Below are 11,862 nucleotides of genomic sequence, written 5' to 3' on the forward strand. Positions count from 1 at the left end.
CCGCAACGGCACCGAGCCGGTCCCGCCGTTCGCGGTGGCGGTCCGTCGCCGGGCGCGGTGCCGTCGTGGCCGGGCGCGCAGTTCCCCGCGCCCCCGGCGGGGCGTGCCGTCGCCCGCCGCCATCCCGGCGCGGCGGTGTCGGATCGATTTCAGTCGGCTGATCGGAGATACCCGTCCATGAGACTCGTCCGTCCGCGTCACGTCCCTCCCCCTTCTCCGGGTGTCGGTGAAATCCTTGCCGAGGCTGAGGAGTTGTGTGTCCGGCTCGGGGGGCGGGCCGTTCTTGACGGTGTCGATGTCGTTGTCCGGGCCGGGGAGGTGCTCGCTCTCGTCGGGCCCAACGGGGCCGGGAAGTCCACTCTGCTGGCCGCTCTCGCCGGGGACGTCGCGGCCGGCGCCGGAGCGGTGCGGGTCTTCGGGCGGGACGTCTCGGCGTGGTCGGCCGGTGAACTGGCCCTTCGGCGGGCCGTGCTGCCGCAGTCGGCCGGGCTGTCCTTCCCGTTCGCGGTGGCGGACGTCGTGCGGATGGGGCGGGCGCCGCATGTCGGTGCCCCTCCCGGCGAGGACGAGGCCGCCGTCGCCGAGGCGATGGCGGCCACCGAGGTGACCCCCTTCGCCGCGCGGCCGTTCTCCGCGCTCAGCGGTGGCGAGCGGGCCCGGGTCGCCCTCGCCCGGGTGCTGGCGCAGCGCGCACCGCTGCTGCTGCTCGACGAGCCGACCGCCGCCCTCGACCTCAAGCACCAGGAACTGGTGCTGCGGCTCTGCCGGGAGCGGGCCCGCGCCGGTGACGCGGTGGTCGTGGTGCTGCACGACCTCGCCCTCGCCGCCGCCTACGCGCACCGCGCCGCGATCCTGCATGCCGGTCGCGTCGCCGCCGACGGCCCGCCCGCCGAGGTGTTCGAGGAGCGGTTGCTGTCGGAGGTCTACGACCAGCCGGTGGAGGTGTTTCCGCACCCGCGGACGGGAGTTGCGGTCGTCGCACCGAGGCGCACCCCTTGACCAGTTCTTTGCATTCCCTTGACGTTCGTTTTGAGCCGTCGATATCAAGCCGTGTCTGTGATCTTTCTGTGGCCGGTGAATCAGCACCCGGACGGGTATGAGTGAGGTAAGCCTCAGGTAAGTTAGGCCAGCCTCACCACACCGTCCCCGCTTGGAGCCTGCATGCGTGCCGTCCGACTCACCGTCACCGCCGCCGCCACCGTGGCCGCCTTGACCGCCCTCTCGGCCTGCACGGCGAAGAGCGACGCCAAGGGCGACGACGCCATCCGGGTAACCGCCGCCGACGCCAAGTGCGAGACGTCGACGAAGTCGGTTCCCGCGGGACACGTCACGCTCGCCATCGAGAACACGGGATCCAAGGCCACCGAGGTCGAGATCCTCTTCCCGGACGACCGGATCGTGTCCGAGAAGGAGAACATCGGACCGGGCACGAAGTACACGCTCACCGCCGAGGTGAAGGCGGGATCGTACGAAATAGCCTGCCGGCCGGGGATGAAGGGGCGCGGCGTGCGGCAGAAGCTGACCGTCACCGGCTCCGGCGCCGTCGCCAAGCGCAACCCGACGCTCGACAAGGCCGTCGCCGACTACCGCGAGTACGCCCAGGAACAGGCCGACGCGACGATCCCGAAGGTGGAGACGTTCGCCGCCGCCATCGAGGCCGGCGACCTGGAGGCCGCCAAGAAGGCCTACGCCCCCTCCCGCGTCGGCTGGGAGCGCACCGAGCCGATCGCCGAGTCCTTCGGTGACATCGACCCGAAGACCGACACCCGTGCCGACGGTCTGGAGGAGGGGCAGAAGTGGACCGGCTGGCACGCGCTGGAGAAGGCGCTGTGGCAGGACAAGAAGATCGGCGCCGAACAGAAGACCCTCGCCGCCGAGCTGGTCACCGACCTGAAGGACTGGCAGAAGCGGGTCGGCAAGGCCGAGATCACCCCGACCTCCATGGCCAACGGCGCCAAGGAACTCCTCGACGAGGTCGCCACCGGCAAGGTCACCGGCGAGGAGGACCGCTACTCGCACACCGACCTGAGCGACTTCAAGGCCAACGTCGAGGGCGCGCAGAAGGCGTACGAGCTGCTCAAGCCGGTCGCGCAGAAGAACGACGCGGCGCTCACCACGGAACTGGACAAGCAGTTCGCCGCGCTGGACACGCTGCTCGACAAGTACCGCACGACCTCCACCTCGGACGGTTTCGTGTCGTACGACAAGGTCACCAAGGCCCAGCAGAAGGAGCTGTCCGACGCGGTCAACGCCCTCGCGGAGCCGCTGTCCAAGCTCGCCGCGGCCGTGGTCAAGTAGGGGCGGGGCATGAGTGACACAGCGAATCCGTCGCGTCGGGCGGTCATCGGCTGGGGCGGGGCCGGGCTCGCGCTCGGCGCCGCCGTGGCCGGGGGCGCGGTGGCCGCGGCCGAGTCCGGCGGCGGCGACGTCGAACCCACCACCACGGCCGTCCCGTTCCACGGCGCCCAGCAGGCCGGTATCGCCACCCCCGTCCAGGACCGGCTGCACTTCGCCGCGTTCGACGTGAAGACCGACGACCGGGCCGAGTTCGAGCAGTTGCTGAAGGACTGGACGGCCGCGGCCCGGCGGATGACCGAGGGCAGGGCCGTCGGCGAGGGCGCGTACGGCGGGCTCGCCGAGGCGCCCCCGGACGACACCGGCGAGGCCCTCGGGCTCAAGCCGTCCCGGCTGACGCTGACGATCGGCTTCGGGCCGTCCTTCTTCGAGCGGTTCGGCCTGAAGGACCGACGGCCCGCCGCGCTCGTCGACCTGCCGAAGTTCCCCGGGGACAACCTCGACGCGACCCGTACCGGGGGTGACCTCTGCATCCAGGCCTGCGCCGACGATCCGCAGGTCGCCGTGCACGCCATCCGCAACCTCGCCCGGATCGGCTTCGGCAAGGTCGCCATCCGCTGGTCCCAGCTCGGCTTCGGGAAGACCTCGTCCACGACCCCGGACGCCCAGACCCCCCGCAACCTCATGGGGTTCAAGGACGGCACCCGCAACATCGCGGGGACCGAGACCGACCGGCTGAAGAAGTTCGTGTGGGTCGGAGACGGGGACGGGCCGGGGTGGATGAGCGGCGGGTCGTATCTCGTCGCCCGGCGGATCCGCATGAACATCGAGACCTGGGACCGGACCTCGCTCCAGGAGCAGGAGGACGTCTTCGGGCGGGACAAGGGCGAGGGCGCCCCGGTCGGCAAGGCCAAGGAGCACGACGAGCCGTTCCTCAAGGCGATGAAGCCCGATGCCCATGTGCGGCTCGCGCACCCCGACTCCAACGGAGGGATCACCATCCTCCGCCGTGGATATTCCTTCACCGACGGGACGGACGGGCTCGGACGGCTCGACGCCGGCCTGTTCTTCCTGGCCTACATGCGTGACGTCGGCAAGGGGTTCGTCCCGCTCCAGCGCAGGCTGTCGGCGTCCGACGCGCTCAACGAGTACATCCAGCACGTGGGTTCGGCGGTCTTCGCGGTCCCGCCCGGCGTCCGGGACAAGGACGACTGGTGGGGCCGGACGCTGTTCTCCGAGTCCGCCAAGGGGGCGTGATCCGTGTTCTCCAACTACCTGATCGGTCTGCGCGAAGGCCTTGAGGCGTCGCTCGTCGTCTGCATCCTCATCGCCTACCTGGTCAAGACCGGCCGCACGGACGCCCTGAAGCCGATCTGGATCGGCATCGCGGTGGCGGTACTGATCGCCATGGGCTTCGGGTGCGCGCTCGAATTCGGTTCCCAGGAGCTGACGTTCGAGGCGCAGGAGGCGCTCGGCGGGTCCCTGTCCGTCGTCGCGGTGGGCCTGGTGACCTGGATGGTGTTCTGGATGCGGCGCACCGCCCGGCACCTCAAGGCGGAGCTGCACGGCAAGCTGGACGCGGCCCTCGCGATGGGCACCGGCGCACTGGTCGCCACCGCCTTTCTCGCCGTGGGCCGGGAGGGCCTGGAGACCGCGCTGTTCGTGTGGGCCTCCGTGCACGCGGCCAGCGACGGCACCCCGCGCCCCCTGATCGGCGTGGCGCTCGGCCTGGCCAGCGCCGTGTTCCTCGGCTGGCTGTTCTACCGGGGCGCCCTGCGGATCAACCTCGCGAAGTTCTTCACCTGGACCGGCGGCATGCTGGTCGTGGTCGCGGCGGGCGTGCTGGCGTACGGATTCCACGACCTCCAGGAGGCCGACTGGATCCCGGGCCTGACGAACCAGGCCTTCGACATCAGCGGCACCGTCCCCCCGGACAGCTGGTACGGGACGCTGCTGAAGGGCGTGTTCAACTTCCAGCCGGACCCGACCGTGCTCCAGGTCACGGTGTGGCTGCTGTACCTGGTCCCGACACTCGCGCTCTTCCTGGCCCCGGTAGGGTTCGGCTCCGGGAAGGGGAAGGTGAAGGCACCTGATGACGCACCTGACGACCAAGGGTCGCGGCCCGCGACGGCTCCGCAGACTCCGCAGGCGTGATCGGAACGCGCTCATAGCGGTCTCGCTGGCCGCCATGTCGCTGACGGCGAGCGGTTGCGTGGTGGTGCACGGGGAGCGCGAGGTGCTCCCCACCACCACCCGCGCCGAGGCCGCCAAGGCGCTCCGGCAGTTCACGGACGCCTACAACAAGGCCGACAAGGCCTACGACGGCTCCCTGGACGCGGACTACACGACCGGCGCCCTCGCCGACATCGACTCCGCGCGCCTGAAGGCCGGGCACGTCAACAGCCCGGCCGGCAACTCCGCCCACTCGGCGCTGGAGTTCGACGACGTCACGTACACCATCCCGAAGAAGGCCGGCTGGCCGCGCTGGTTCGTCGCCGACGCGGGCGCCAACAAGGGCGGCGACGAACGCTGGCTGCTGGTCTTCACCCGCAACAGCCTCTCCCAGCCGTTCCAGGTGGCGTACCTGACGCTGGTCGCGCAGGACGACGTACCGAAGTTCACCACCGACAAGGACGGCTGGGCCGAGGACGTACCGGCGAGCAGCGCCCAGCTCGCCGTCTCCCCCGGCGCCCTGAGCCGGGACTACGCCACGTACCTGAAGAGCGGCGGCACCGTCTTCGCGGACGGCCCGAACACCAGCGGCTGGCGCGCCGACCGCAAGAAGTCCACCAAGCCGGGCCTGGCCACCCAGTACATCGACGAGCCGCTCACCAACGGCGACTACGCGCCGCTCGCGCTGCGCACCGCCGACGGCGGGGCGGCGGTGTTCTTCACCACCCGCTACTACGCCAAGGAGACGGCGGCCGCGGGCGCCTCCGTGCCGACCCCGAACCTGAGCGTCAAGGCCCTCACCAAGGGCGAGATCAAGCAGTCACTGACGATGCAGTTCGTCTCCAACCAGCTCGCCCTGGACCCGGCGGGCACCGGAAAGGTCACGATCCTGGGCCGCATCCAGGGCCTGACCTCGGCAGAGGGTTCCTGAGCAACGCCCCGGACAGCGCCCCTGCAAGGGGCGCGAGGAACTGCGCGACCAGCCCCCACGGCGCCGCAGCCGACCGACGACCCGGCGCTTCCCAGGGCGCGTCTACCAGACCGCGCCCACCTGGTCGGCCTCCTCGCCCGCATACCGCGCGCACGCGTCCGTGAGGATCTCCAGCAGGCTCAGCGGATCGGGGAGCGGATGCTCGGGGCCGCGTACCCAGTGCACCCGCCGGTCGCCGTCGCCGCCGGGCAGCCGGGCGGGCGGGACGAGGACGTAGGAGCCCCGGCAGTGCCAGCGCAGGCCCGGGTGCTCGTCCATGGTCTCGGGGCGGCAGTCCAGCTCGCAGGGCCACCACTCGTCCTCGTCCTCGGGGGTGCCGCGGGTGAGGGTGAAGAAGAGCAGGCGGCCGTCGTCGCTCCCGGCGACCGGGCCGACCTCGACGCCGTTCGCGAGCAGCCGTTCCAGCGCCTGCCGGCCGGCCTCCAGGGGGACGTCGAGGACGTCGTGGGTCATGCCGGTCGCGGTGATGAAGTTGGCCTGCGGCTGGTGCCGGGCCCAGCGCTCGATCTGGGCGCGGTCGGTGGTGGACTGCGTCTGCCACGCGAACGACACCGGGTGCCGGGCCGGGGTGGGACAGCCGACGCGGTCGCAGGAGCAGCCGTAGCCGGGGGCGGGATGCGCGGCGGGGGCCAGCGGGAGGCCCGCCTCGGCGGCGGCGAGCAGCAGGGCCGTGCGCGCTCCGTCGCCGGCGGCGGCCGTCTGCTTCGGGCGGCGGCCGCGGAGCCACTGGGAGAGTCTGCCCTGCCGGCCGCTCGGGCCACCGAACGTCGCGCTCATCTATCGCCTCGCCTCCTGTGGTCCGGCCAGGATGCCTTATGGTCCCGTCTGGGTGTGAAGCGGGGGGTACGAGAGCTGTGTCACCCGGCCGGCCACGGGTCCCCCCAGTCCGCGTCCCGGGCCGCCTTGTACAGGTCGCCGTGGCGCTTGGTGACCGTGGTCCGGCGCAGCTGCTCGTCGGCCTCGCACAGGTCGAGCAGGACCTGGCCCTTGCGGATCTGGGGGCGGCGGACCACCCGGGCCGGGGCCGGGGCGGGCGGGAAGCGGCTGGCGGCCACGTAGCTGAACTTCTCGTCCTCGTAGGGCAGCGAGCCGCCCTTGACCTGGCGGTGCAGGGAGGAGCGGCTGACCCGGGCCGAGAAGTGGCACCAGTCCGTGCCGGGGGCGATCGGGCAGGCGGCGCTGTGCGGGCAGGGGGCGGCGACGTGGAAGCCGGCGCCGGTCAGGCGGTCGCGGGCCTCGATGATCCGGGCGTAGCCGGCGGGCGTGCCGGCCTCGACGATGACGACGGCCTGCGCGGCGGCCGCGGCGGCGTCGACGAGGGCGGCGCGGCCGGCCTCGTCGAGTTCGTTGAGGACGTACGAGACCGTGACGAGATCAGTGCTCTCGATGGTGAGCGCCGCTCCGATCCGGGAGCGCTGCCACTTCGCGTCCCGCAGCGCCGGGTTGGCCGCGGCGATCTCCCGGCCGAGGGCCAGCGCCGGCTCGGCCCAGTCGAGGACCGTCACCGGCCGGGCGCCCTCCCAGGTGTCGGTCACCGCCCAGGTCGCCGCGCCGGTCCCGCCGCCGACGTCCACGTGGCTGCCCGGCGCCCACCCCTCCGGCACCGCGTCGGCGAACGCCGCCAGCGCGGACCGGACCGCCTCGAAGGTGGCCGGCATCCGGTACGCCGCGTACGCCACCACGTCCGCCCGGTCCCGCAGGATCGGCGCGTCGGTCGGGGTGGCCCCGCGGTAGCTGGCGATCAGCCGCTCGACGGCTCCGGCGGCCTGCTTCGGGGGCAGGCCGTCGAGCAGGTCGGAGAGGGCGGCGCGGAGCCGGTCGGCCGGCCGGCCGGGATGGGTGGGGTGGGTGGGGTGGTTCACCCGGCGATTGTATGGACAGCCCTGGCGAGGCGGGTCGCCGCCGCCGCCCGGGGTGCGCTGTCGCCGGGGCGGCGGCGCGGATGCACGGTGTTGGCCAGCAGGACGAGGAACGTGTCCGTCGCCCGGTCCAGCACCAGGCTGGTCCCGGTGAACCCGGTGTGGCCGGCCGCACCCTGTCCCGCCAGCTCGCCCATGAACCACGGCTGGTCCACCAGGAAGCCCAGGCCGGGCGGGGCCAGCAGCAGGTCCACGAAGTCGGGGCCGAGGATGCGGGCCGGGCCGTACGCGCCGCCCGCGAGCAGGGCCCGGCAGAAGATCGCCAGGTCCCGGCCGGTGGAGAAGAGACCGGCGTGCCCGGCCACCCCGCCCAGCGCCCAGGCGTTCTCGTCGTGCACGACGCCCCGCAGCATCCCCCGGTCCGCCTTGGCCCACGGCCGCCGCTGGTCCTCGGTGGCCGCCGCCCCGGGGCAGGGCCCGAAGTCGGTGGCGGTCATGCCGAGCGGACGGGTGATGCCGTCGCGGACCAGGACGTCGAGGGGGCGGCCGGTGATCCGTTCCAGGACGTGCTGGAGGAGGAGCAGGTTGAGGTCGGAGTAGCGGTAGGCGCCGGGTGCGCTGCTCGGGGCCTCCGCGCGGAGCAGGTCGAGGCGGGCCGTGTCGTCGGGGCAGTCGTAGAGCGGGAGTTCGGGGCGCAGGCCGGAGGTGTGGGTGAGGAGCTGGCGGACGGTGATGCCGTGCGCGGCGGCCCCGTGGAAGTCGGGGAGGTAGGCGCCGACGCGGGCGTCTATGCCGAGGGTGCCGCGCTCCAGCTGCTGCACGGCGGCGACCGCGGTGAACAGTTTGGTGAGGGAGGCGACGTCGAACGGGGTGTTGACGGTCGTCGGGACCCGGGCGGCGGGCAGCAGTTCGACACCGGCGTCGGTCGCGGGGTCGTACGCGGACCAGCGCACGGCCCAGCCGGACGCCTCCTGCACGGCGATCACGGGGCCGCGTCCGGCGACCACCACGGCCCCGGCCGCCCAGGGCCGCTCGCCGGTGGTGAGGTCGTGCACTTCGCGGACGAGGTGCCTGAGTTCCGCGGGGTCGAGACCGGCCCGTTCCGGTGTCTCGACGCGCAGTCTCGGTACGCTCAGCTCCCTGCTCCCTCCGTCCTCGCACGGGTGTTCCCACGTGCTGCCCAGGGACGGCACATTCCCACGAAGCAGGCCAGTGCCACCAGTGCCCCCGCCAGTTGGACGATTGCCATGGGCACGGCGGTTCTGTCCCCGGCGATCCCGACCAGCGGCGAGGCGACCGCGCCGACGAGGAACGACGAGGTCCCGAGCAGCGCGGACGCGGAACCGGCGGCGTTCCTGGTGCGCAGCAGGGCGAGGGACTGGGCGTTGGGCAGGGTGAAGCCCATCGCGGACATCAGGACGAAGAGGGCGGCGGCGACCGGGGCGAGGCCGACCGGGCCGAGGGCCCCGGCCGACATGAGGAGCAGGGCGGTCGCGGCGAGCACGGTCACGACCAGGCCGGCGCCCAGCACCCGGTCCAGGCTGACCCGGCCGACCAGCACCTTCCCGTTGACCTGCCCGGCGATCACCAGCCCGACCGAGTTGAGGCCGAACAGGAGGGAGAAGGTCTGCGGGGAGGCGCCGTAGATCTCCTGGATGACGAACGGGGACGCGGCTATGTAGGCGAAGAGGGCCGCGAAGGCGAAGCCGCCCGCGAGCATGTACCCGGTGAAGGGCAGGTCGGCGATGAGCGTGCGCATGGCGCGGACGGCCCCGGCCGCTCCCCCGGCGTGCCGGTCGGCCGGCGGCAGGGTCTCCGGGAGCCGCACCCACACCAGCACGGCGAGCAGCGCCCCGACGACGGTGAGGACGACGAAGACGCCCCGCCAGTCCGTCACCCGCAGCAGCTGCCCGCCGATCAGCGGGGCGACGACCGGGGCGACGCCGGAGACCAGCATCAGGGTGGAGAAGAACCGGGCCATGGCGACCCCGTCGTAGAGGTCGCGTACGACGGCCCGCGCGATGACGATGCCGGCCGCGCCCGCGAGGCCCTGGGCGAGCCGGAAGGCGACCAGGGTCTCCACGTCCGGCGCGACGGCGCACAGGGCGGTGGCGACGACGTAGACGGCGAGGCCGGCCAGCAGCGGGCGGCGGCGCCCCCAGCGGTCGCTCATCGGGCCGACGACCAGCTGGCCGAGGGCCATGCCGGCGAGGCAGGCGGTGAGGGTGAGCTGGACGGTCGCGGCGGGGGCGCCGAGCGAGCGGGTGACCTCCGGCAGGGACGGGAGGTACATGTCCATGGCCAGCGGGGGCGTCGCGGTGAGCCCGCCGAGGACCAGGACGAGGAGAAGGCCGGCGCGGCGGGTGGCGGCGGTGGCCGGGGCGGCGGGGCCGGCCGGGCCGCGCGGTGCCGGTACGGCGGTGTCCTGGGCGTCCGGTGTCGGCGGCGCCGGCTGCTCGGGCATGTGTCCCCCGTCGTCGTCAAGGTCTCGCGGTCGGGTCCGCTCTTGGTGCATCCCGACGGCCCCCGCATATGCTCTCAGCTCGTACAGACTGCCGGGAAACACATGAGTGAGGGCGGGCGGCCGGGATGGGTGAGCAGAGCGTGCGGTGGGGGATCCTGGCGACGGGCGGGATCGCGGCCGCGTTCGCGGCGGACCTGGTGGATCTGCCGGACGCGGAGATCACGGCGGTGGCCTCGCGGTCGGCGGAGTCGGCCGAGGCGTTCGCCGAGCGGTTCGGGATCGGCCGGGCGTACGGCGACTGGGAGTCGCTGGCCCGGGACGAGGACATCGATGTCGTGTACGTCGCCACTCCGCACTCGGCGCACCGGGCGGCCGCCGGGCTGTGCCTGGAGGCGGGGCGGAACGTGCTGTGCGAGAAGGCGTTCACGGTCAACGGGCGCGAGGCCGCGGAACTCGTCGCGCTGGCGAAGGAGCACGACCGCTTCCTGATGGAGGCGATGTGGACGTACTGCAACCCGCTGGTGCGACGGCTGACGGCGCTGGTCGCGGACGGGGCGATCGGCGAGGTGCGGACCGTGCAGGCGGACTTCGGCCTGGAGGGCCCGTTCCCGCCGGCCCACCGGCTGCGGGACCCGGCGCTGGGCGGGGGCGCGCTCCTGGACCTGGGCGTGTACCCGGTGTCCTTCGCGCACCTGCTGCTCGGCGAGCCGGACGGGATGTCGGCGCGAGCGATGCTCTCGGAGGAGGGCGTCGATCTCCAGACGGGTGCGCTGCTCTCCTGGGAGAGCGGCGCTCTCGCCATGGTGCACTGCTCCATCGTCGGCGGCACCGGCACCAGCGCCTCGATCACCGGCTCGCGCGGCCGGATCGACATCCCCGACGGCTTCTTCCACCCCGAACGCTTCGTCCTGCACCGCGACGGCCGCGACCCGCAGGAGTTCGCCATGGACCCGGCCGACGGCCCGCGCAACACCCTCCGTCACGAGGCCCGCGAGGTCATGCGCGCCCTGCGCGCCGGCGAAAAGGAATCCCCCCTCGTCCCCCTCGACGGCACCCTCGCGGTCATGCGCACCCTGGACACCCTCAGGGAACAGATCGGCGTCCGCTACCCGGGCGAGGCATAAAAGCACCCCGCACTGAGGCGCCCGTAAGGGGCGTGGGGAACTGCGCGACCAGCCCCCCACGACGCCGCACCCGACCGACGACCCGCTTACGTCAGCCCTCCCCGGCGAGCACTTAGGCTCCGGCTCCATGGATGACAAGCAATCAAAGATCGCGGTGGTCACCGGAGCCGGCTCCGGCGTCGGCCGGGCGGTGGCCGTGGAACTGCTGCGCACCGGCTGGTCGGTGACGCTCGCCGGACGGCGCCTCGCGCGGCTGGAGGAGACGGCGGCCCTGGCGCCCGGGGGCGCCTCCGTCGCCGTACGCACCGACGTCGCTCAACCCGACGACGTGACCGCGCTGTTCGCCGCGGCCGTGGACCGGTTCGGGCGGGTGGACCTGCTGTTCAACAACGCGGGCACGTTCGGCCCCGGCGGGGTGGCCGTGGAGGACCTGCCCTACGAGGCGTGGCGGCACGTGGTGGACACCAACCTCAACGGGGCGTTCCTGTGCGCGCAGGCGGCGTTCCGGCAGATGAAGGAGCAGGAGCCGCAGGGCGGGCGGATCATCAACAACGGCTCCATCTCGGCGCACACGCCCCGCCCGCACTCCGCCGCCTACACCGCGACCAAGCACGCGCTGACGGGGCTGACCAAGTCCCTGTCCCTGGACGGGCGGCCGTACGGCATCGCCGTCGGGCAGATCGACATCGGCAACGCGGCGACGGACATGACGGCCCGGATGGAGACCGGCGCGCTGCAGGCGAACGGGGAGGTCGCCCCGGAACCGGTGATGGACGTGGCGGACGTGGCGCGGACCGTGCGGCACATGGCGGAGCTGCCGCTGGCGGCGAACGTGCAGTTCGCGACGGTGCTGGCGACGGCGATGCCGTACGTGGGCCGGGGCTGAACCGCCGTTCAGTCGGACAATCGGCAACCTGCACAAGCGGAATGCCGACGTCCGCGGTATTGCGGCCGGTA

General features: G+C 72.9%; 11 protein-coding genes. 7 read left to right on the forward strand and 4 right to left on the reverse strand.

Features of this window, described 5'->3' with window-relative positions; translation table 11 throughout:
- Window positions 1-177 precede the first annotated feature (177 nt).
- The 5 genes from ACFZB3_RS22745 (at window position 178) to ACFZB3_RS22765 (ending at window position 5,398) form a co-directional block, all read left to right on the forward strand.
- Window positions 178-999 carry a heme ABC transporter ATP-binding protein gene (locus ACFZB3_RS22745; RefSeq protein ID WP_391377701.1) on the forward strand — a complete coding sequence of 274 codons (822 nt, stop codon included), beginning with the start codon at window positions 178-180 and terminating at the stop codon, window positions 997-999.
- A gap of 162 nt (window positions 1,000-1,161) precedes the next feature.
- The gene (gene efeO, locus ACFZB3_RS22750) at window positions 1,162-2,298 is read left to right on the forward strand and encodes an iron uptake system protein EfeO (RefSeq protein WP_391377704.1); all 1,137 of its coding nucleotides are present in this window, start codon (window positions 1,162-1,164) and stop codon (window positions 2,296-2,298) included.
- Between the two features lie 9 nt (window positions 2,299-2,307).
- A complete protein-coding gene (efeB, locus tag ACFZB3_RS22755; RefSeq protein ID WP_391377706.1) occupies window positions 2,308-3,552 on the forward strand; it encodes an iron uptake transporter deferrochelatase/peroxidase subunit in 1,245 nt (414 codons plus the stop codon).
- Window positions 3,553-3,555: 3 nt separating this feature from the next.
- Window positions 3,556-4,449 (forward strand): iron uptake transporter permease EfeU, encoded by an 894-nt coding sequence (efeU, locus tag ACFZB3_RS22760; RefSeq protein ID WP_391377708.1) that lies wholly within the window; start codon window positions 3,556-3,558, stop codon window positions 4,447-4,449.
- A complete protein-coding gene (locus ACFZB3_RS22765) occupies window positions 4,388-5,398 on the forward strand; it encodes a hypothetical protein (protein WP_391377710.1) in 1,011 nt (336 codons plus the stop codon). The genes efeU and ACFZB3_RS22765 overlap by 62 nt, the downstream gene beginning before the upstream one ends.
- 102 nt (window positions 5,399-5,500) lie before the next feature.
- Here ACFZB3_RS22765 and ACFZB3_RS22770 read toward each other — a convergent pair whose 3' ends face one another.
- From ACFZB3_RS22770 to ACFZB3_RS22785, 4 genes are all read right to left on the reverse strand, one after another.
- Complete coding sequence (locus ACFZB3_RS22770) at window positions 5,501-6,235, reverse strand: bifunctional DNA primase/polymerase (RefSeq protein ID WP_391377712.1); 735 nt, start codon at window positions 6,233-6,235, stop codon at window positions 5,501-5,503.
- Between the two features lie 80 nt (window positions 6,236-6,315).
- On the reverse strand, window positions 6,316-7,320 hold the full coding sequence (locus ACFZB3_RS22775) for a small ribosomal subunit Rsm22 family protein (protein WP_391377714.1): 1,005 nt from the start codon (window positions 7,318-7,320) through the stop codon (window positions 6,316-6,318).
- Window positions 7,317-8,510 carry a serine hydrolase gene (locus ACFZB3_RS22780; RefSeq protein WP_391377716.1) on the reverse strand — a complete coding sequence of 398 codons (1,194 nt, stop codon included), beginning with the start codon at window positions 8,508-8,510 and terminating at the stop codon, window positions 7,317-7,319. Before ACFZB3_RS22780 ends, ACFZB3_RS22775 begins: the two co-directional genes overlap by 4 nt.
- On the reverse strand, window positions 8,450-9,781 hold the full coding sequence (locus tag ACFZB3_RS22785) for a Bcr/CflA family efflux MFS transporter (RefSeq protein WP_391377718.1): 1,332 nt from the start codon (window positions 9,779-9,781) through the stop codon (window positions 8,450-8,452). Before ACFZB3_RS22785 ends, ACFZB3_RS22780 begins: the two co-directional genes overlap by 61 nt.
- A gap of 125 nt (window positions 9,782-9,906) precedes the next feature.
- Between ACFZB3_RS22785 and ACFZB3_RS22790 the strand changes: the two genes are divergently transcribed.
- Window positions 9,907-10,905 carry a Gfo/Idh/MocA family oxidoreductase gene (locus ACFZB3_RS22790; RefSeq protein ID WP_391377720.1) on the forward strand — a complete coding sequence of 333 codons (999 nt, stop codon included), beginning with the start codon at window positions 9,907-9,909 and terminating at the stop codon, window positions 10,903-10,905.
- 127 nt (window positions 10,906-11,032) lie between these two features.
- A complete protein-coding gene (locus ACFZB3_RS22795) occupies window positions 11,033-11,791 on the forward strand; it encodes an SDR family NAD(P)-dependent oxidoreductase (protein ID WP_391377723.1) in 759 nt (252 codons plus the stop codon).
- The last annotated feature ends 71 nt before the right edge of the window (window positions 11,792-11,862 follow it).

The organism is Streptomyces sp. NPDC008092 (assembly GCF_042957285.1).
In the GTDB taxonomy this organism is placed as follows: domain Bacteria; phylum Actinomycetota; class Actinomycetes; order Streptomycetales; family Streptomycetaceae; genus Streptomyces.

What these genes read in the sequence shown, in the direction of transcription:
- efeO (WP_391377704.1), top strand. Translation starts at nt 1,162, where the DNA reads ATGCGTGCCGTCCGACTCACCGTCACCGCCGCCGCCACCGTGGCCGCC.
- ACFZB3_RS22790 (WP_391377720.1), top strand. Translation starts at nt 9,907, where the DNA reads ATGGGTGAGCAGAGCGTGCGGTGGGGGATCCTGGCGACGGGCGGGATC.
- ACFZB3_RS22785 (WP_391377718.1), bottom strand. Translation starts at nt 9,781, where the DNA reads ATGCCCGAGCAGCCGGCGCCGCCGACACCGGACGCCCAGGACACCGCC.
- ACFZB3_RS22745 (WP_391377701.1), top strand. Translation starts at nt 178, where the DNA reads ATGAGACTCGTCCGTCCGCGTCACGTCCCTCCCCCTTCTCCGGGTGTC.
- efeB (WP_391377706.1), top strand. Translation starts at nt 2,308, where the DNA reads ATGAGTGACACAGCGAATCCGTCGCGTCGGGCGGTCATCGGCTGGGGC.
- ACFZB3_RS22795 (WP_391377723.1), top strand. Translation starts at nt 11,033, where the DNA reads ATGGATGACAAGCAATCAAAGATCGCGGTGGTCACCGGAGCCGGCTCC.
- ACFZB3_RS22770 (WP_391377712.1), bottom strand. Translation starts at nt 6,235, where the DNA reads ATGAGCGCGACGTTCGGTGGCCCGAGCGGCCGGCAGGGCAGACTCTCC.
- ACFZB3_RS22765 (WP_391377710.1), top strand. Translation starts at nt 4,388, where the DNA reads ATGACGCACCTGACGACCAAGGGTCGCGGCCCGCGACGGCTCCGCAGA.